This is a genomic window from Halomonas salipaludis (assembly GCF_002286975.1).
In the GTDB taxonomy this organism is placed as follows: Bacteria; Pseudomonadota; Gammaproteobacteria; order Pseudomonadales; family Halomonadaceae; genus Franzmannia; species Franzmannia salipaludis.
The window spans coordinates 687,868-708,201 of sequence record NZ_NSKB01000001.1; the positions used below are offsets into that span (position 1 = coordinate 687,868).

Annotated in this window: 16 protein-coding genes; 3 read left to right on the forward strand and 13 right to left on the reverse strand. The window is 60.0% G+C overall.

Going from position 1 to position 20,334, the window contains the following annotated elements; translation table 11 throughout:
- Positions 1-70 precede the first annotated feature (70 nt).
- From CK498_RS03450 to CK498_RS03480, 7 genes are all read right to left on the reverse strand, one after another.
- Positions 71-1,063: a 2-hydroxyacid dehydrogenase gene (locus CK498_RS03450; RefSeq protein WP_095619584.1), complete on the reverse strand. Its 993-nt coding sequence runs from the start codon at positions 1,061-1,063 to the stop codon at positions 71-73.
- Positions 1,064-1,093: 30 nt separating this feature from the next.
- On the reverse strand, positions 1,094-2,650 hold the full coding sequence (locus CK498_RS03455; RefSeq protein ID WP_095619443.1) for a UxaA family hydrolase: 1,557 nt from the start codon (positions 2,648-2,650) through the stop codon (positions 1,094-1,096).
- 74 nt (positions 2,651-2,724) lie between these two features.
- A complete protein-coding gene (locus CK498_RS03460; protein ID WP_095619444.1) occupies positions 2,725-3,645 on the reverse strand; it encodes a dihydrodipicolinate synthase family protein in 921 nt (306 codons plus the stop codon).
- 22 nt (positions 3,646-3,667) lie between these two features.
- Positions 3,668-4,789 carry a mandelate racemase/muconate lactonizing enzyme family protein gene (locus CK498_RS03465; RefSeq protein ID WP_095619445.1) on the reverse strand — a complete coding sequence of 374 codons (1,122 nt, stop codon included), beginning with the start codon at positions 4,787-4,789 and terminating at the stop codon, positions 3,668-3,670.
- Positions 4,790-4,822: 33 nt separating this feature from the next.
- Positions 4,823-6,325: a tripartite tricarboxylate transporter permease gene (locus tag CK498_RS03470; RefSeq protein WP_095619446.1), complete on the reverse strand. Its 1,503-nt coding sequence runs from the start codon at positions 6,323-6,325 to the stop codon at positions 4,823-4,825.
- Positions 6,326-6,351: 26 nt separating this feature from the next.
- Complete coding sequence (locus tag CK498_RS03475; protein ID WP_095619447.1) at positions 6,352-6,819, reverse strand: tripartite tricarboxylate transporter TctB family protein; 468 nt, start codon at positions 6,817-6,819, stop codon at positions 6,352-6,354.
- 30 nt (positions 6,820-6,849) lie between these two features.
- Positions 6,850-7,821, reverse strand: a complete 972-nt coding sequence (locus CK498_RS03480) for a Bug family tripartite tricarboxylate transporter substrate binding protein (RefSeq protein ID WP_095619448.1) — start codon at positions 7,819-7,821, stop codon at positions 6,850-6,852.
- A gap of 164 nt (positions 7,822-7,985) precedes the next feature.
- Between CK498_RS03480 and CK498_RS03485 the strand changes: the two genes are divergently transcribed.
- Both CK498_RS03485 and CK498_RS03490 read left to right on the forward strand, forming a co-directional pair.
- Entirely contained in the window at positions 7,986-9,719 is a 1,734-nt protein-coding gene (locus CK498_RS03485) for an IlvD/Edd family dehydratase (RefSeq protein WP_229358939.1), read from the forward strand.
- Between the two features lie 332 nt (positions 9,720-10,051).
- Complete coding sequence (locus CK498_RS03490) at positions 10,052-10,732, forward strand: GntR family transcriptional regulator (RefSeq protein WP_095619450.1); 681 nt, start codon at positions 10,052-10,054, stop codon at positions 10,730-10,732.
- Between the two features lie 289 nt (positions 10,733-11,021).
- On the opposite strand, the gene CK498_RS03495 is transcribed toward CK498_RS03490, so the two are convergent.
- The 3 genes from CK498_RS03495 to CK498_RS03505 all read right to left on the reverse strand — a co-directional run bounded on the left by CK498_RS03495 (position 11,022) and on the right by CK498_RS03505 (position 12,956).
- Positions 11,022-11,309 (reverse strand): type II toxin-antitoxin system RelE family toxin, encoded by a 288-nt coding sequence (locus tag CK498_RS03495; RefSeq protein ID WP_095619451.1) that lies wholly within the window; start codon positions 11,307-11,309, stop codon positions 11,022-11,024.
- A gap of 3 nt (positions 11,310-11,312) precedes the next feature.
- A complete protein-coding gene (locus tag CK498_RS03500) occupies positions 11,313-11,603 on the reverse strand; it encodes a type II toxin-antitoxin system Phd/YefM family antitoxin (RefSeq protein WP_095619452.1) in 291 nt (96 codons plus the stop codon).
- A gap of 372 nt (positions 11,604-11,975) precedes the next feature.
- Positions 11,976-12,956, reverse strand: a complete 981-nt coding sequence (locus CK498_RS03505; protein WP_095619453.1) for an Rpn family recombination-promoting nuclease/putative transposase — start codon at positions 12,954-12,956, stop codon at positions 11,976-11,978.
- Between the two features lie 1,375 nt (positions 12,957-14,331).
- Between CK498_RS03505 and CK498_RS03510 the strand changes: the two genes are divergently transcribed.
- A complete protein-coding gene (locus tag CK498_RS03510; RefSeq protein WP_095619454.1) occupies positions 14,332-15,147 on the forward strand; it encodes a dienelactone hydrolase family protein in 816 nt (271 codons plus the stop codon).
- Between the two features lie 79 nt (positions 15,148-15,226).
- On the opposite strand, the gene CK498_RS03515 is transcribed toward CK498_RS03510, so the two are convergent.
- The 3 genes from CK498_RS03515 to CK498_RS03525 all read right to left on the reverse strand — a co-directional run bounded on the left by CK498_RS03515 (position 15,227) and on the right by CK498_RS03525 (position 20,255).
- A complete protein-coding gene (locus CK498_RS03515; RefSeq protein ID WP_095619455.1) occupies positions 15,227-17,953 on the reverse strand; it encodes an autotransporter outer membrane beta-barrel domain-containing protein in 2,727 nt (908 codons plus the stop codon).
- Between the two features lie 223 nt (positions 17,954-18,176).
- A complete protein-coding gene (locus CK498_RS03520; RefSeq protein ID WP_217987676.1) occupies positions 18,177-18,989 on the reverse strand; it encodes a glycosyltransferase in 813 nt (270 codons plus the stop codon).
- A gap of 15 nt (positions 18,990-19,004) precedes the next feature.
- A complete protein-coding gene (locus tag CK498_RS03525) occupies positions 19,005-20,255 on the reverse strand; it encodes an O-antigen ligase family protein (protein WP_095619457.1) in 1,251 nt (416 codons plus the stop codon).
- Positions 20,256-20,334: the final 79 nt, after the last annotated feature.

A 20,334-nucleotide genomic window follows, 5' to 3' on the forward strand; every position in this document is an offset into this window, starting at 1 on the left:
GCAACGAGATCATCCAAGACGGCTAGCGTTCACGTTCAGGAGGTAGTATCTCATCTTTAAAAATATATCGCTAATATAACGCTGAGTTCATAGATAACACCCCGAGATTGACGCCATTAGGAGGCGCCTGGCCCTGCAGAGCAAGCACGATATTATCCACGGCAAGCTGCGCCATCGCCGCACGCGTCTCATGGGTCGCCGAGCCGATATGCGGCAGCAGTACCACCTGCGGTAACCCCAGCAAGGGAGACGTAGCAGGCAGCGGCTCCTGCTCGAAGACATCCAGCCCCGCCCCGGCAATCTCGCCCTCCTGGAGCGCTGTGACCATGGCCGCTTCATCGACTACCGGCCCCCGGGCGATATTGACGAAGATCGCCGAGCGCTTCATCTGACGAAAAGCATCGGCACCGATCAAATGCCGCGTCGAATCCGTTAGCGGCACCGTCACGCAGACAATATCGGCGCAGGCCAGCAACTCCTCGAATGAGCAGCTACGGGCGCCTAGCTCAGCCTCGAGAACAGGCTTGGGCGAAGCGTTGCTGTAGATTACCGGCATCCCGAAGCCCAGCGCGCCACGCCTTGCCACGGCAGCCCCAATACGCCCCATACCCACCATGCCAAGCGTTTTGCCGTGGACATCGCGCCCGAACTGCGCCTCATCGACATGCGCCTGCCACTGCCCCTCACGCACGAAGCGATCCAACTCCGGCACGCGACGCGCGGTAGCCATGATCAGCGCAAAGCCGGTATCGGCCGTCGTCTCGGTCAAGACGTCGGGGGTGTTGCAAAGCACAATGCCGCGGCGGCTCATCTCATCAACGGGAAAGTTGTCGTAACCCACCGAGATCGTCGCCACCACCTCCAAATGGGGGGCTCCATCCAGGAGCGCCGGCGTAACGGAGAGCTTGCCCCCTATCAAACCATGCGCACGAGCCAAGGCCGCGTGGTACTCGTCGAGATTATCGTCGTCGAGATGCGGAAAGTAATCGACGTGAAACTTGCCCTCTAACTGCTGCAAATGGTCAGCATGCAGCCGTCGCACCGCCACGATCCGTTTGTTCATCGTCATCCCCTGTCGCGTGTCGTGCAGCGCTTAGCTCATGATGCCGATATGCCAAGGCACGAATTCATTGTCGCCCAGGCCCAGCAACTCGCTCTTGGAGCGCTGCCCCGACGCCGTGGCCAGCATCTGCTCGAAGATGCGCTGGCCCATGGCCTCCATATCGCAGGTGCCGTCGATGATCTCGCCGCAGTTGATATCCATATCGTCGCTCAAACGCTCATACATCGAGGTGTTGGTCGCCAGCTTGATGGTGGGCGACGGCTTGGCGCCGAACATCGAACCGCGCCCGGTCGTGAAGGCCACCAGGTTGGCGCCCCCAGCAATCTGGCCGGTAATCGACACCGGGTCGTAGCCCGGTGTATCCATGAAGACCAGTCCTTTGGCGGTCACCGGCTCGGCATAGCGGTACACTGCCATCAACGGGCCAGTGCCGCCCTTCATGGAGGAGCCCAGCGACTTCTCGAAGATATTCGCCAGGCCGCCGACCTGGTTGCCAGGGCTCACCTTGCCGTTGATCTGCACATCGCGGCCCACCGAATACTCCTCTTTCCACCAGCGCACACGCTCGACGAGCTTTTCGCCCACCTCACGACTCGCCGCGCGGCGCGTGAGGGTATGTTCCACACCGTAGATTTCCGGGGTTTCGGAAAGAATGGCGGTCCCGCCATGGCGTGCCAGAATGTCCACCGCACGGCCCAGTGCCGGATTGGCGGTGATCGACGAGAAACCATCAGAACCGCCGCACTGAAGCCCAACGGTCAAGTGGGCGGCAGAGACCGGCTGGCGCTCGACGCGATTGGCCTCGGGCAACAATGCCTCGACGGCCTCCACGCAAGCCTGGATGGTCTTGGTCGTGCCCCCCATCGCCTGCATGGTAAACGTCTGCAGGCGCCCACCGGCATCGAGCCCCTCGTCCTCCAGTAGCCCGTTGATCTGATTGCGCTCACAGCCCAGCCCAACGATCAGCACGGCGGCAAAGTTGGCATGCCTGGCATAGCCGGCAATGGTCCGACGCAGCAGGGCCATCGGCTCGCCGGTCATCTCCATCCCGCATCCCAGGGAATGGGGAAAGGCGACGACACCATCGACGTTAGGGAAGTCTGCCAAACGCTCCTCCGTGAACCAGTCGGCGACCTTGCGCGCCACGGTGGCCGAGCAGTTCACGGTCGAGAGAATGGCGACGTAGTTGCGCGTAGCGACCTGGCCATTGGCGCGCACGATGCCCTGGAAGGTGGCCACTTCATTTTCGGGTACCGGAGTGACGGGAACATACCCCTCGGCATGGCGATAGTCGCGATCGAACTCCTCGAACGCCACATTATGGCTATGCACCATATCCCCGGCCGAAATGTCACGCGAGGCAAAGCCTATCGGCACGTTGTACTTGAGGATCGCTTCGCCCTGCTGGATTTCACGCGTTGCCAGTTTATATCCAGCGGGGATTTGGGCACGGCTGGTAACCTTCTCCTCGGCTAACGCCATGCCCAGGGCGACCTCCTGGCGAGCCACCACCACGTTGTCGTCCGGATGCAGGCGGATGGTAAGACCGGCAACGTGCTTGCCGGTGTGCTGAACTTGCGCTGTCATGTGTCATTGTTCTCACGCTGGCGCTCGCCCCATGCGGACCCAAGGGCGAGCGGAGTGGTTCGGGGGTGATCCGTTCAGGCTCTGCGGCCGGGCATGTCGAATCCCGCCATGTCCAAGGCACTAGCCAGGGCCTTGCGCTGCTCGGCATCCAACTCGACCAGCGGTGGCCGCAATCGATGCCAGGCGTCATCGCCGCCATACAGCGCAGTCGCCGACTTGAGCGCTGGAATCATGGGAAACTGCTCGAATACCCCCCGCAGCGCGGAAAGGGCTTGCTGCTGCTGTTCGGCATCAGCGCCCTGCCAATCCCTGGCCAGCGCGGCAATCGGGCCAGGATTCACATTGGCAGTGGCACTGATGCACCCTGCCCCGCCGGCCCTCAGGTTCTGCAGCAGGAAATGCTCGCTGCCGGCATAGATATCGATCTCCTCGCCAAAGGCCTCGATCAACGCCTGGGTATTGGACCAATCGCCGGAGCTATCCTTGATCCCCGCAATGGTGTCGGGGTAAGCCTTCAGCAGTCGTTCAACCAGCGCCAGACTCAACGGCACCTGAGAGACCGGCGGGATATGGTAGAGATAGACCCTTAGCGCCGCGGATCCCACGCGCTCGATAACCTCGGAAAAATAGCGAAACAGCCCCTCATCCGAGACACCCTTGTAGTAAAACGCCGGCAACATCAGCACACCCGCACAGCCATGTTCGACCGCACTGCGTGTCAATTCGACGCTGTCGCCAATCGCGCAGTGGCCGGTGCCAGGCATCATCCGCGCAGCGGGTATACCGGCCGCTACCAGAGAGTCGAGCAGGCCGCGCTTTTCCGACACGCTCAATGAGGTGGCCTCAGAGTTGGTGCCAAAGATCGCCAGGCCAACGTCGTTGCCGAGCAACCACCTGCAGTGCTTGGCAAAGCGGTCGCTATCCGGCTCGAGGTCAGGGCCGAATGGCGTAATCACCGGGGACCAGACTTGCCCAGCGCGATGCAATCGATTCATACGTCTCTCCTGCTGAAGTGGGTCACTGCCAATCATCAACAGCGAAGCGTGCCAACGCATCGGCATCGAAATCGAAGCCCAGGCCCGGCGAGGTGGGCAGCATGAGGCGGCCATTGTCACAGCTGAGCTGGGTATCGATCAGGCGGCGGAAGTTGAGCACCTGGTCGTCGGCGAAATACTCGACCATGGGCGCATTCGGCGTCGAAGCCACCAGATGCACATGCAGATCGTGGAACCAGTGCGGGAAGACCTCGACGCCATAGCTGGCCGCCGTGGCCGCAATACGGCGAAATTCGGTAATCCCACCGCATACCGCCGCATCGGTCTGGAGGATCATGGCCGCCTCCTTGTCCAGCAGCTCCTTGAAGCGCCAGCGGCCCGCCTCGATCTCCCCGGTAGCCACCGGCACCGGCGTGCGCTCAGCCAAGCGGCGGTGATTATCGATATCGTCGGGGCTGAATGGCTCCTCGATCCAGTAGGGATCGTAGGGCTCAGCCATGCGCATGAAGGCAAGGGCCGAGGGCAAATCGCGCCAAGCATTATTGGCATCCATCATGACCAGTACGTCCGGCCCCACCGCGTCTCTAACGGCAGCAAGACGCGCCTCCTCCTCGGCAAGGCTGTCACGCCCCACCTTGAGCTTCACCGCCTTGAAACCGTTTGCGACGTGAGCACGCATTTCATCGGCCAGGTGCGCGGGGGTCTTGCCCTCCAGGTAATAGCCGCCGCTGGCATAGGCAGCAACGCTCTCGGTCTCGTTGGCCCCCAGCATCTTGTAAAGCGGCAGGTTGGCAGCACGGGCATTGCGGTCCCAGAGCGCCGTATCGATGATGCTAATCGCGCGCATCACCGAACCGGCGCGCCCATGCAGCAACGCCTCCTGGTACATCTTGCGCCACAGCCCTTCCACGCGGTGAGTGTCCTGACCCAACAGCACCGGCTTGAGCAACTCACGCACGGCCTGAGTGACCAGTCGCCCGGCATTGCTGCCGCCGTAGCAGAAACCGATGCCCTTGTGGCCGTCGTCGCCTACCACCTCGACCACGGCATAGTCACGCTTGAGCACCTGGCGATTCGAAAAGCTGGTGGGGTTGTCCAGCGGAACACTAACCGTGCGTGCCTTAACTTCAACAATCGTAGCCATCGGGTCTCTCTCCTATTTCGAAAATGATGGTGATCAGGCGGGTTTCTTGAACTTGGATGCCACCGCACCCAACAGCGGCGTGGACTGGATGACCGAAAACGCTGCCAGCAGTAGCAGGCACAACGCGATCGGACTCTTGACGAAGACCATGAAGGTGCCACCGCCAATCAGCATCGACTGCTGGAAGCTGGTTTCCATCACAGGCCCCAGGATCAGCCCCACCACCATCGGTGCCGGCGACATGCCCGCCTTGATCATCCAGTAACCGAACAGACCGAAGGCAAACATCAGGCCGACATCGAAGAAGCTATTGTTGATGGCAAAAGACCCCACTACGCACAGCACGATGATGGCGCATGCCACGAACCCATCCGGCACCTTGGTCACACTGACACAGAGCCGCGTGAACATCAGACCGACGGCCAGCAGTGCAAAGTTGGCCACGATCACGGCCCAAATCAGGGTGTAGGTGACTTCACCGTGTTCGGTAAGCAGGTTGGGGCCAGGCAGGATCCCATGCACCATCAAGGCGCCCAGAAGAATGGCCGTTGATGAGCTCCCGGGGATCCCCAGGGCAATCGTGGGGATCAACGAGCCCCCCACCACCGAGTTGTTAGCCGCCTCGGGTGCCGCCAGGCCGGCAACATCGCCCTTACCGAAGCGGCTCTTGTCCTTGGAAAAGCGCTTGGCTTCGTTGTAGGCAAACCAGCTGGCGGTATCACCGCCGGTGCCCGGAATCAGCCCGGTGATTATCCCGATCACCCCCGAACGGAAGATATTGGGCATCAAGATTTTGATATCCTTGAGCTTGGGCAGCAGGCGGTCGGTAATCTTGTTGGCCACCCGCTTGGCGCTAAGGCCACTTTTCTCAATCAACAATAGCGCCTGGGGAATCGAGAACAGGCCGATCAAGGCGACAGTAAAGCTGATCCCGGAGAACAGGTTCATATGCCCGAAGGTCATGCGCGGGGTACCGGTAATAAGGTCCATGCCCACGGTGCTGACCAGCAAACCGATACCACCGGATAGTAGTCCCGACACCACCGAGCCCTGGGAAAGGGAGCCGATGATGGTGATACCCAGTACGGCAACGGCAAACAGTTCGATGGGACCGAACTTCAACACCAGGATCCCCAGCAGCGGCGCGGCAACCAGCAGCGCAATACCACTCATCAAACCACCGCAGAACGACGCAAACAGCGAGATCCCCAGCGCCTTGCCGGCCTTGCCCTGCTGCGAAAGCGGATAGCCATCCAGCACCGTCGCCGCCGCCGCCGGCGTACCTGGCGTATTCAGCAGGATCGCCGCGATCGACCCGCCATAGGAGGCCCCGACGTAGAGCGAGGCCAACATGCTCAGCCCAGCCCCCGGGTCCATGCTGAAGGTGATCGGAAGCAATAGCGCCAACGCCATGGTGGCCGACAGCCCGGGCATGGCACCCACGAACATGCCCAACAGGGTCCCGCCGATGATCAGCAGCAGGTTCCACCATGTCAGAACATTCAAAATCCCAGCGAGCAACATGCTCGAATCCATGATTCACTCCATTATCGGTAGTGGCGCTAGAAAGAAGGCAGCGCTGGCATATTCAGGCCAAGGAAGTGGAAGAACACCAGGCCGATAACCAACAACAAGGCAGCGACACCAATGCCCGCATACTTGATACTTACGCCTCTAACGACGAATAACGACGCCGCCAGAAACAGCGCTGTCGCAATGAAGTACCCCACTACGCCAATGCCGTAGACATACAACAGTGCAAAGCCGTAGATAATGAAAGCCTTGGCGATACCCCGTACGTTGCGCTGCTTCTCAGTATCGGCCGACGGTCCCTCTGACGTTGCAAGGCCAAGTTTCATTCTTGACACAACCACTTCCTGCACAATCAACGCCACTGAAAGCAACCCCACTACTGTCGAGAATATAAGTGGAATCTGAGCCGCCCTCGTTGGATAACCGCTATTATTGACAAAGAAAAATATCGCCAAAAACACACCGAAGGCACCCAGCGACAGGCGACTCACATTCATATCCTAACCTCCAACTTTAAGAATCAACTATCAGGCATCGTCTTCAACGTTTGCCCATATCTCGATGAACGTTTCCTCCATGCGCTTCATCATATCCATATAATCATCGCCGGTGATGATATCGATATAAAAAGCACGCTCTTCAGCCAGTGCCAGGAACTCTTCGTTGGTGGCCAGTTCTTCGAAGGCTGCGATCAGCTCGTCGCGCGCCTGGTCAGGAATGCCCGCCGGTGCGCTATAACCGCGCGATGAGCCATTTACCACGTCGTAGCCGATCTCTTTCAGCGTCGGGGTATCGGGCAGCATGGGCAGGCGCTCTTCCGAGAACACCGCCAGCGGCCGCAGGCTATCAGCGGTGATATGGCCATAGACGATGCCCACATTGTTGAAGCTGGCATCGATCTGCCCGCCCATTGCAGCGGTGGCGGATGGACCATCACCGGCAAACGGCACCTTTTCAAATTTCAACCCGGTAGCATTCTCAACCATGATCGTAGAAAAATAATCATCGCCGCCTACACCTGAGTTACCGATGGTAATACGCCCAGGGTTCTCCTCGGCGGCTTGCAACAACTCCTCGATGGTTTGATAGGGGCTGTCGGGGTGAACCACGATAACGCCAGGGTCGGTTACCACATTAGCGATAGGCGTCAGTTGATCAATGTTATAATTGATAGATTCATTGATGATGTAGTTTGTCATCAACATCGGCGTGTTGGTAATGCTAATGACCGAGCCATCTTTCGGCGACTGATTACCCAGACGAGTCCAGGCGATGGCGCCTGCTGCACCCGGGATATATTCATTGACGAAGTTTACGCCAAGAATGTCTCTGAGGAATGGCTGGGTAATTTGCGCCAGTGCATCACTACCACCACCTGCCTGAAAGCCCTGGAGGACTCGAAGCTCATCAGTAACAGAATACTCAGCGCTTGCCGACAGAGGAATTGCGGCTGTCAGTGCAAACAGTGAGAGCGAAGCTGGCAATAAGAGTTTTTTCATCAATCTTTACCTTTGTTTATGATTTTGTCTTAAGGCGCTGCATGATTTTTATTTGGCATGCCGGAAAAAACGTAGTACGTTGTTGACATGATTGTCAATAATCTTATTGATAGTACGACCAAAGTTCAACAAGGCTGCCAGCGGCAAACAGAAGGAGATTTCCGGTGAAATCAGATGACTACCCCAAAGGGATGGGCAAAGGGCTGACCAACTACGGCGATGAAGGCTTCTCGCTATTCCTGCGCAAGGCGTTCATCAAGGGCATGGGGTACACCGATGACGCCCTCTCCCGCCCGGTGATAGGCATCGCCAACACCTACAGCGGCTACAATGCCTGCCACGGTAACGTCGAGGCCCTGGTCGAAAGCGTGAAGCGCGGCGTGATGCTGGCTGGCGGGCTGCCGATCGACTTTCCCACGATCTCGCTGCATGAGTCGTTCTCTCACCCGACCAGCATGTACCTGCGCAACCTGATGGCACTAGATACCGAGGAGATGATCCGCGCCCAACCGATGGACGCGGTGGTCCTGATCGGTGGTTGTGACAAGACGGTCCCTGCACAACTGATGGCCGCAGCGAGTGCCGGCGTTCCCGCCATTCAGCTCGTCACAGGCCCCATGCTGAGCGGCTCGCACCGCGGCACCCGAGTCGGCGCCTGTACCGACTGCCGCCGCTACTGGGCGGCCTACCGTGGCCAGGAGATCGATGACCAGGAAATCGCCGAGGTCAACGACAAGCTGGTCCCCACCGTCGGCACCTGTTCGGTCATGGGAACCGCCAGCACCATGGCATGCCTTGCCGAGGCCATGGGCATGATGCTGCCCGGCAGCGCCGCTGCACCGGCGGTATTTGCCGACCGCCAGCGCATTGCCGAGCAGACCGGTACCGAGGCCGTCAGGCTGGCCATGGAGAAGGTCTTGCCCGGCGATATCATGACCGAAGCCGCGTTCGAGAATGCCCTGCGCGTACTGCTCGCCCTGGGCGGCTCCACCAATGCCTTGATACACCTCACCGCCATAGCCGGGCGCCTCGGGATCGATGTCGATCTCGACCAATTCGACCGCATGAGCCGCGAAACGCCAGTACTCGTGAACCTCAAGCCATCCGGCGAACACTACATGGAGCACCTGCACCACGCTGGCGGGCTGGCAGCGCTACTGCGCGAGATCCAACCTCTACTGCATCTCGATGCGCTTACCATCAATGGCAAGACCCTGGGCGACAATCTCGCGGCCAGTCCGCATATCCTCAACCAGCAAGTGGTGCGCCCACGCGACAACCCCATTTACGCCCAGGGCGGCATGGCAGTGCTGCGCGGCAACCTGGCGCCGCGCGGAGCCATCATCAAGCAGTCGGCCGCGTCAGCGGCATTGATGAAGCACTCGGGACGTGCCGTCGTGTTCACTGGCCTGGAAGACCTGGCCACGCGCATTGACGACCCGGACCTCGACGTCAACGCGGACGATATCCTCGTGCTGCAGAACATCGGCCCCAAGGGGGCTCCAGGAATGCCCGAAGCCGGCTATATCCCCATTCCCAAAAAGCTGGCAGCACAGGGCGTAAAGGATATGGTGCGCATCTCGGACGGACGCATGAGCGGCACCGCCGCCGGCACCATCATCCTGCATGTCTCGCCCGAGGCCGCTGAGCTGGGGCCGCTTGCGCTGGTGCGTGACGGCGACCGCATTGCACTGGACGTAGCGGAACGACGGCTGCAATTGCTGGTCGATGAGGATGAGCTCGCGAGTCGTAGAGCATCGATGTCGCCTCGCGTAGAACCCAGCAAGGAACGTGGCTACCGCAAGCTGTTTCTCGAGCAGATTCTGCAAGCGGAGGAAGGCTGTGATTTTGCCTTTTGCCGGCCGGACATCTCTTCACGAGTGCCACGCGCCCGCTAAGGAAGCGCTGAACAAATCGACGAGCGAGATGAAGCGCAAGGCGCCCGGAGCACAGAACCGAGCGAAGCGACAAACAGCCTTAGGCTGGCCCCGAAGGGGCGAGAAGCCGAAGGCTGCGAGTCAACCGGAGCCTATGGGGTATAGGTGAGGATCCGCCGGTCCGACGCCTCGGCACCGCGCAACGCAGCGATTCGCTCGCGTAGGCATTTGTGCAGTGTTTCCCTAAATACCCAGGTCACGGGGATTCTGGTAACCTATCGGCATCCGCATGAAGCGGTTGCCGATATCGCCTCTACACCTTATTAGCGTCAGCCAGGATAGCTGCCTTTGTCATGACACAGCTCAAGCAATCTCCATCTCAATCTGCCTCCACCAATGTCGATGACATCGTTTCAGCTATCGAGGAAGATATTGTTCTCGGGCGCCTCAATCCGAAAGAACGACTGGTAGAGGAAGATCTGATCGAGAGGTTTTACTGCAAACGCCATGTCGTGCGGCAGGCCCTTTTTCAACTCGATGCCATCGGCTTGGTGGAGCGGATAAAGAATCGCGGTGCCTTCGTAAAAGCCTATACACCCAAAGAGGTGGAAGATCTTTACGCCATGCGTGAGCTTCTAGAGACTGCCGGCGCGCAGTCAATCCCGCTGCCTGCTCCACCGAGCATGATCGAGGAACTGACAAGCATACAGAACCAACACCGTGAAGCAGTCGAAACGCATGACCTGCGGCGCGTTTTCCGGCTTAACATTGCCTTTCATCGCACCCTGTTTTCGGCCACGGGCAATGCCTACCTGATTGAATGCATCAACGATTTCGCCCAGAAAGCCCACGCCATTCGCTTCACGGCCATCACCGATGCAGAGAGCCTGGAACAAGCCTGCAGCGAGCATTTCGCCATGATCGATGCCATCAAGCGCCAGGACCGTGAGCTGCTCTGCCAGCTTTGCCGCGAGCACCTCATTCCCTCCAAAGAGCGCTACCTCAGCATTGCCAAGCTTCGCCATACCCAATAGGCAAGGTAACGGCGATAAATACATGTGGAAGCGACGTTTGCCGCGATTAATGTGGGAGCGAATTCATTCACGATTAGTGTGGGAGCGACTTCATTCACGATTAGTGTGGGAGCGACTTCAGTCGCGATTGCAGCGCGCAGCGCTGCCCGGCTAGCCAATTCCATCGCGGCTAAAGCCGCTCCCACATTAGCCTTGGCGCCACTCCCATGTGGGAGCGACTTCAGTCGCGATTGCAGCGCGCAGCGCTGCCAACCTCAATCGCAGATTGAAACCACCCGGGCTCCAGCGTCTACACACGCCGATTCGCAAGATCGTAAATCTCTTCATCTCGCCGCGCGCCCACAGCAATGATCAGCACCTGGATAGCAAGTCCATCTACTTTGTAGACGATCCTCGTGTTCCCGGTACGAATCCGCCTACAGCCAGCTAGAGCACCCCGAAGGGGTTTGCCAAGCTTGTCAGGCTCGCCATCGCGGATCCGCTCTTCAATAACATCTAGAACGCGATTCGCTGCGGCCGAGCCCAACCTGATCAGATCTTGCTGAACATCAGGGTGGTAGATCAGGTGCCAGGCCATGGCTTAATCGCCATGACCAAAGAGGGAGCGCATGTCATCGTGCGAGATGGCCTGATCTGCCTGGTAGCTCACCAGACGGTCCCGGGAGATAGCTTCGATACGAAGGTCCTCAAGCTCGTCGACGAGATCCTGGTAGGCCTGGACGTTCATCAGTACAGCTGCAGGCTGGTTATCTTTGAAGACTACGAGTCGCTCGGTCGAGCGTGATGAGACCTCTTTGAGCCTGGCACTGAAATTACGTGCCATGGCGGTCGCTGATACTGCGTCTTCGGGGCGTTCGAGTAAGGTGGCCATGATGCCTCCTCTGGCATGCATTTATCTACACACTATTATACGCACAATATAATGCAAGAAAAGCCTTGCCGACAAGGGGCTCAGCCTCACACAGCATTTGCCAAGCCCCCCCGCCGCCTGACTCACGCTCTAACCTTCAGCGCGCAGCACTGCCCAGGTCGATACCACCCAACCCCATCGAGACTGAAGTCTCCTACATTAGCCTTGGCGCCGCCCCCATGTGGGAGCGACTTCATTCGCGATTGCAGCGCGTAGCGCTGCCCAGGCTAGCCAACCCCATCGAGACTGAAGTCTCTCCTACATTGGCCTTGGCGCCGCCCCCATGTGGGAGCGAATTCATTCGCGATAGCAGCGCGTAGCGCTGTCGAGGAGTTACCGCTCCGGCGGTGTGTCGTGGCGCATGGCCCCGATGTCGGTTTCGGTCAGGCCGGTGGCTTCGGCTATCTGGGCATCGCTGAGCGCGCCGAGGGCAATCAACTTGCGGGCGATATCACGCGAGGTTTCCTGCCGACCTTCATGCCGTCCTTCTTGACGACCTTCCTGCCGTCCTTCTTGACGGCCTTCCTGGCGCTCCTTCTTAGCCCAGTTTTCGAGTTTCTCTGCCAGCATATCTTTGTCCTCTACCAGACTGTTGAGCCGATTCAGGTTGACGCCCGCCCCAAGCCACTGCAGATGGCGCTTGAGCCAGCGGGTGATGATGGCATCGGTGCGCTCCTTGTGGGGATCGTTCTGAATGATCGCCACGATGCGGTCAACGGCCTGCTGCAGCGCGTGGCGGTCGGCCGTGGCGTTCTCGATGCCGAACACACCGCTGAGTGGCGTGTGGCGCTCAAATAGCTCCTCGTCAGTATAGCGCCCCTCGTCGATCAGGTAGTAGCGCAGGTGTGGCTGATAGACCCGCAGGAAGGAGGGCGGTTCCGGCTGCACCATGTCGTAAATGTCCTGCCGGGCCGACCAGCGCTGGCTGCCGTTGTAGAGCACGATGGGCAGTATCGGTGGCAACCCCTGGCGCGGGGTGGTTGTCCTCTGCTTGAGCAGATGATCGTAGAAGCAGGCCACGTAGTGCATCAGCCGGATCGGCATGGTGTGATCCACTGCCGACTGAAACTCTAAAAGTATATACAAGAACACCTGCTGCCTGGCGCCCTGCCAACTGATGTCGACCGACCACACCACATCCTCGAACTTCTCCTCGAACAGCGGGGTGATGTAGTTGCCGCTGTGGCTCTCCAGGGTGGTGAAGTCCATCAACTCGGCGATCTCGGTGGGGGCAAAGCCTTCGATCAGCTGCTGGACGAACTCCGGGTAGCTGAACAGCTCCTTGTAGCCGGTATCGTGGTGGTTGCTGGCCATGGGGCATACTCCTCCAGATAGCGCTGTATGAAATTACAGTACTCACTGGCGGTGCGCAACGTTGCCACCCAATCCCATCGCGGCTAAAGCCGCTCCTACATTAGCCTTGGCGCCGCCCCCCATGTAGGAGCGAATTCATTCGCGATTGCAGCGCGCAGTGCTGCCCAGGCCAGGACAACCCAACCCCATCGCGGCTAAAGCCGCTCCTACATTAGCCTTGGCGCCGCTCTCGTGTAGGAGCGAATTCATTCGCGATTGCAGCGCGTAGCGCTGCCCGGCTAGCCAATCCCATCGCGGCTAAAGCCGCTCCTACATTAGCCTTGGCGCCACTCCCATGTGGGAGCGAATTCATTCGCGATTGCAGCGCGCAGCGCTGCCCAGGCCAGGACAACCCAACCCCATCGCGGCTAAAGCCGCTCCTACATTAGCCTTGGCGCCACTCCCATGTGGGAGCGAATTCATTCGCGATTGCAGCGCGTAGCGCTGCCCAGGCCAGGACAACCCAACCCCATCGCGGCTAAAGCCGCTCCTACATTAGCCTTGGCGCCGCCCCCCATGTAGGAGCGAATTCATTCGCGATGCAGCGCGCGGCGCTGCCCAGCTAGCCAACCCCATCGCGGCTAAAGCCGCTCCCACATTAGCCTTGGAGCCACTCCCATGTGGGAGCGAATTCATTCGCGATTGCAGCGCGCAGCGCTGCCCAGGCCAGGACAACCCAACCCCATCGCGGCTAAAGCCGCTCCTACATTAGCCTTGGCGCCATACCTAGTGTGGGAGCAACTTCATTCGCGATTGCAGCGCGTAGCGCTGCCCGGCTAGCCAACCCCATCGCGGCTAAAGCCGCTCCTACATTAGCCTTGGCGCCACTCCCATGTGGGAGCGAATTCATTCACGATTGCAGCGCGTAGCGCTGCCCAGGCCAGGACAACCCAACCCCATCGCGGCTAAAGCCGCTCCTACATTAGCCTTGGCGCCATACCTAGTGTGGGAGCGACTTCAGTCGCGATTGCAGCGCGCAGCGCTGCCCGGCTAGCCAACCCCATCGCGGCTAAAGCCGCTCCTACATTAGCCTTGGCGCCACTCCCATGTGGGAGCGAATTCATTCGCGATTGCAGCGCGTAGCGCTGCCCTGCTAGCCAACCCCATCGCGGCTAAAGCCGCTCCTACATTGGCCTTAGCGCCGCCCCGTGTAGGAGCGAATTCATTCGCGATTGCAGCGCGCAGCGCTGCCTGGCTAGATCAACCCCATCGTGACTGAAGTCACTCCCACGCTGGCCTTGGCACCCTCAATGCAGGAGCAAACTCACTCGCGACGTTGAGCCCGGTCACGATCGAGGATAAGGTCGCGTGCCAGCTTCCTGATGATGCCTAGACTATGCAGCCTCCACCTCTCAGTCGCTACCTTCTCCTGCTCGTTATCGTCCTGCTGGCGGGGTGCAGCGCAACCCGCTCAAGCGAGCACGCCACTCAAGGCGTTGAACAGGACCTCGCTGCGGCCGGTCTACGCGAGGCCGATCTTGGCGCTGCCAGCCTCATGCGCGCCTGGTACCGCTCAACGCCAGAAGCGCCCTCGGTTTGGCACATCTATGTGGAAGGCGACGGCCACGCCTGGCGAGGCGCCGGCCAGCCCAGCAGCAACCCAACACCGCGCCAACCAGTGGCCATGCGTCTCGCACTGGAAGACCCGCATTCTCACGTTGCCTACCTGGCTCGCCCCTGCCAGTTTCTGCAACCGCTCCCCGATGGTTGCCATTTCTCGCTATGGACCACTCAACGCTACGGGGCCGACGTCGAGAATCAGATGCTCGCCGCCCTGAACGCCATTGCCGGGGGGCAAAGCGTACGCCTGATCGGCTTCTCGGGAGGTGCTCACCTCGCCCAGCAACTTGCCCAGCGCCATCCCAACGTCGAGCTGCTGATCAGCGTAGCCGGCAACCTCGATGACGCTAGCTTCGCAGAGCATCATCGCCTGCCTGCTCCACGCACCGCCTCGCCTCCTTCTGGCACCATCCCCTTCTACAGCCTGGCGGGAGGCAACGACGACATCGTGCCGCCCGCACTCGCTCGGCAGCAGCTCGCGCGCCAGGCCCATGGCTGTCATCACCTGGAGGTCCACCCCCAGGCCGAGCATACCGGCCCCTGGCATCTCGACTGGCACAGCATCGAGGCCTTTCTCGAGGCGTGCCAGTAACCACGCACCCACTAAACAGAAACGCCCACTCCGCAGGGAGTGGGCGTTTCTTCAGCTCAGCAGCAACTGACCGTCACGATCAGAAATCGTAGCGCAGCGTCAGCTCACCAGCGTTGGCGGTCATGCTATCGGTCCAGCCATGGCTCAGATCCAGCGAGGTAGTGAAGCCACCCTCACTGTAAACGTCCACCCCCACGCCAGCGGTATAGCGCGTCTTGTCGACACCGCCACCCTGGACGAGGAAGGTGTCTTGCGGTGCAAAAGCAAAGGCGGCCATGTTGCTGTTGGCCTTGCCCTGCAGGTCGTGGAAGATCCCCAGCGTCAGACGCGGCTCGACCATCAAGCCGCTGATCTGGGTCAGGTGGCCAAGCTCCGCCTGGGCACCCAGCTCGAAGCGCTCGACGCGCTGCTCATCCAGGCTCAGGTTCATCGCACCGGCGCCAGACTCTGAGTAAGCATCCAACGCAAGGTGTGAGTAATCCAGCGAGAAGCGCGGTGTCAGCGTCGTTGCGCCATCCAGTGCGAAGGCATAGCCCGCCGCGGCACGTGCCCCGCGCTGGCGACTGTCGTAATCGGCGCGAGCGGTCTCATCCATGGTGCGGCGCAGCGACTCATTGCGTCCCCAGCCATAGCTCAACTGGGCATCGAACAACCAGTTGCCATAAGCGCGGCTGGTATAGGCGATCAGCTGGTCGAAATCGACGTCACCCTCGGCCAAACCATCACGGCCGCTGGTATCGGTATTACTGTGCGCCCAGCCAAGGCCCAGCACGGTGCCATTGTGAAGCTCTGCATCTGCCCCCAGCACGAAGCCACGGGTATCGCTGTCGTAGCCTTCAACGCCGTCACGCATGCGCTGCTCGACCTCGGCATAAAGCCCCTTCAGCCATACGCCCTTGCCTGCCACGGCATCGCCGGCGGCAACGCCTCGAGCACGGCTCGACACCAGATTACCCGCCGCCTGGCTAGCAGCATTGATGCTCTCGATGCTGGCACCGCTACTATCGGGTAACAGCTCAGCGAGCCGCTCGCCGTCGCCGATGGCATCGATCAACGCTGCCACAGCCTGCTGGTTACCGTTTTGCAGAACACGATTCAACGCCTGGCCCAAGCCATCCAGTTGGCGCGCCTTGGCACCACGTGCGCTACTCATATCAATGGCCCGACGCGCCACCTCACGGCCATCAACACCGGCGTAAGATACCAGCAGCTGGCGTCCATCCTCGCTCAGCGCAACCTCGCTGACGCGATAGAAACCAGAGGCGGTTTCGAGATTGAGCGCACCCAGGTCGAAATCCAACTCGTCGGCTTCCAGCAACACCAGCTCACTGCCATTGCGATACGCTTCGCCGTTGCCGAACACCAGCGTCGAGCCATCCGCCAGGGTTACGCGCTGTGCGCTCAAGCCACTCAGCCGGTCGCTAGAGAACTGCAGCGTGGCATCGGCGTCCTGCTCGTAGGCACCATCGATGGCGTGAATGCCATCGACCACGAACACGCCGCCACGGTTGCGAATCGTCCCCTGGTACTCGCCACCGGCCAGGGTCACCGTCGCCCCTTCGAAGTCGATGTCGCCAATCACTTCGCCGCCTGCCAGCAACGCGGAAATATTGCCACCGCTAAGACGCATTGCCTGGCCAGGCTCGGTACTGATCGACTGATGCACCAGCCCCGCCAACACGCCGTGCTGCTCGATGGTGAGCTCACCGGTGATATTGCGAACATCGATAGCCGCCCGACCACCCTCCGAGAGCATGACAGCATCGGGCGCATTGACGATGCGGCCCTCTATATGAGCATCATTCAGATACACCACCGAGCCAGGAGACGCCATCAATCCACGGTTGATGATGTTGCCCTCGAGCCGAGCGCCTTCCACGAAGGCGATATTACCCTGGAGCCCTACCATGCCACCCTGTTCGGGGTAAATCAGCCCATTATCATCCTGCTCCCCCAGGATCAACGACTCTTCAAGCTCTGAAGGGGAAAGCAAATCGTCGAGAGTGATTCCCCTGCCGGCATCATTGACGATATCACCCTGAAGCGTGGCATAAGACACCACCACGTTATGATCGAGGGATAGCATCAATCCCGGTGCATTCTCACCCGCTTCGCGGTTGATGATGTTGCCACGCAGCACCGTGGGAGGGTCCAGCGGGTAATCCTCGCCAAGGATCAGAATATTGTGGCCTTCTGAAAAAAGTACGCCCTGGTTGTAGATCGAGACTCGCTCGCTCCCACCCTCGAATACCGGCAGTGAACTCAGCAGTGCAGCATCTGCATCCGCCGCGGAAAGACCGGTGAGCTCGGCGTGCTTGATAACGATACCAATCGCAGGGTGTACTTGACTGTAGTAGGCGGATTCATAATCGAACTCGTCACTAGAGTTGGGATCGACCTCGCCCACTGCGACAATCTGCGAGGTATTCACCACAATGCTCGGCGATTCCCACTCCCAATCGGTTATCTCAACGCCATCGCGACCCTCGGCGATGATGGCGTCCGGATTCTGCCGATCATAGGGAAATTCGCCGCTGAACTCCCCCACATACAAGAAGATCGGATCTTCCAGTGTATCTTGTGAAGAACCACCCTGAGTGGCTTCCGTCAATGCTGGACCGGCAGGAACGATCCGGCCACCATCCATCGTCGCCGGCTCTTCCAGAATCCTGTACTGATAGTACGGCACGTGGCCGTAAGGGTCTTCCCAATCATCGCCCGGGGCTGCCTTGGCGGCGCTCACCCCTACAGCACTGACCATGGCCAGCGATACGGCAACCACGAGCGGCTTTTTGCGCAATTCCATTCCCTGCTCCCTGCTTTTTCATTCTGATTAGCGACGTGGTTTCACCACACCGGAATGCTAATCGGCAGAGCAGGAAATAACTTGAGCATTATTTAATATCAAGAGGTGCGACAGCAACGTTTAATCATCGATTAAACTTATAGAAGCCTTATGGCCTGGCGCCTTATTAACGATATCTTCAGAGCAAAAATCAACCAACAGGCAAGCAGAAAACAGCACGCCCTCAGCGTATCCCGTTGCGGGCTACGACCTCGCCAGCCTGCTGCTTGTGCTGCAGCAAGTGAAATACATAGGCATCGGCCTGGCGCTGGTGATGGTGGATATGGATCAGCCCACCACGGCCGCGCATGGCACGCTGCTTTACTCCCCAGCCAATCAGCCGCCATTCGAGGTCGACTTCCTCGGCGCCGTATCCCTCGAAATCGCTGTCAAAGCCGTTGACGGCCATCAAGTGCTCGCGCCACACGCCCATATTGGCGCCCAGCAACGCCAGCGACTTGCGGCTCCATAGCCGGGCTGCCCAGCGTGGCAGATGCAAGCCGAACTCGGCGCGGGAGAGGCCGCCTCGCAGCGACTGGAAGAGCAGCCATAGCGGATGCTCCAGGCTGGCCAGGCTCAGTTCGCCCGTCTTGATCCTGGCTGTCAGCCCTTCGGCCGTATCCACTCGCCGGCCAGCCACCATATGCCCTGGGCGAGTCCAGTCACGGTGGTCGGCAATGAAGTGGCGCATCGGCACACAGTCGCTGTCGGTAAGCACGATATAGTCGGCCCGGGAGCCTTCGATGGCACGATTGACGATCTGCGCCTTGCGAAAGCCGCGGTCCTCATGCCACACATGGCGGATGTTCAACCCCAAGCAACGGTACCGGGCGACCACCTCGGCCACCTCGGGCTCGGAGCCATCATCGGCGATACACAGGCTGAAATTCCGATCCGTCTGCCGACGATAGCCCTCCAAGGTCAGCGTCAGCACCTCCGGATCGTTATACGCCGCCATGACGACTTCCAGCGATATATCAAGGGATGGCAACGGCATGGCCCTCATACGATCTCAACACGCCAGCTGGCGCTCACGAGCCCGGAAGCCCGCCCATAGCACCGGCAGCAGGAAGGCATACACCATCACCCCGCTATTGTGCGCCAAGAAGACCTGGGTAAGGCCGAAATCGAAGTAGGCCACCGGCAACAGCACGCCGGCCACCGCAAAGGCCCGCAGCTGCATGTCGGGCGCCGCAAGCTGACGAGCAAACAGCCGCATCGGCACCAGATATAACGCCAAGAGCACCACCAGCCCCAACAGGCCGCGCTTGGCCGTGGCGTCGATGAACTCGTTGTGGGCGTGGTCGAAGGTAGTGATGAACGGATGGATCACATCGTCATCGGCCATTCTCTGCATGCCCACCTGATAGCCGTTCTCCCCCCAACCCAGCAGCGGCTTCTCGGCAATTAGGTGCGCAGCCCCTTTCCACATCTCGAAACGCGCCCCCACCGATGACGTGCGGTTCTCCTGGCTTGCGTAGCGCTGGATATCATGCACCGCCTGGCCGACACGCGACTGGACGCCCGTTTGAGGAATGGCATAAGCCATGGTGCCAACGACCAACACCGCTACCAGGGCCAGCGTTTTCCACTTGCCTGGCAAGTCCCGGCCATAACCGCGGTACAGCACCCACAGCACCACCGGAATGCCTACCCAGCCACCGCGGGTCCCCGAGAACAGCGAGCCAAGCACGCCGCCTGCGATGCCCAGCGCCAGCAGCGCCACCCACAGCTTTGCGCGTGGTTGCACCAGCGCCCAACCCAGCCCGGCAGCACACAGGATCGCACTCAGCATGCTGATATTGCCGAACTGGATCACATAGGTGTGTCCTCCGGCACGCTCAACGCCCTCGACGAGCTTTTGCCAGCCCGCCCAGCCACCGGCGAGAATGCCGCCGGTCGCCAGGCCGGCCCAGATCGCCGCCGCCCTGGGAGGAAACGCCAGCACCAGCAGCAGCGCGGGGATCGCCAGCAGGAAGCGCGCCGGCCTATCCATGCCTCGCGAGCCCTGGCCGTCCCACCACGCCTCGGCGATCACCACCAGCGCATAGGCCGTAAATACCGCTATGATCACCAGGTCTGCACGACCCAGTGCCAACTCCCCCCGCTTGCCCAGCAGCACCACACTGCCCAGCAGCAGCATCACCGCCCCCAGCGAATAACCGCTCGGCACCACCAGCGCAATCGCCATCAACAGAAATGCCGCCATGCTGGTATAGATCCGCATGCCAGAGCCGGGTGATGCCGGTAGTGCCTGAGCCATCGTCACGATGCAAACGCCTCGCAGAAGCAAAAACGAAAAGAGCCGGCATAATGCCGGCCCCCATAGTCGAAATCAAGAA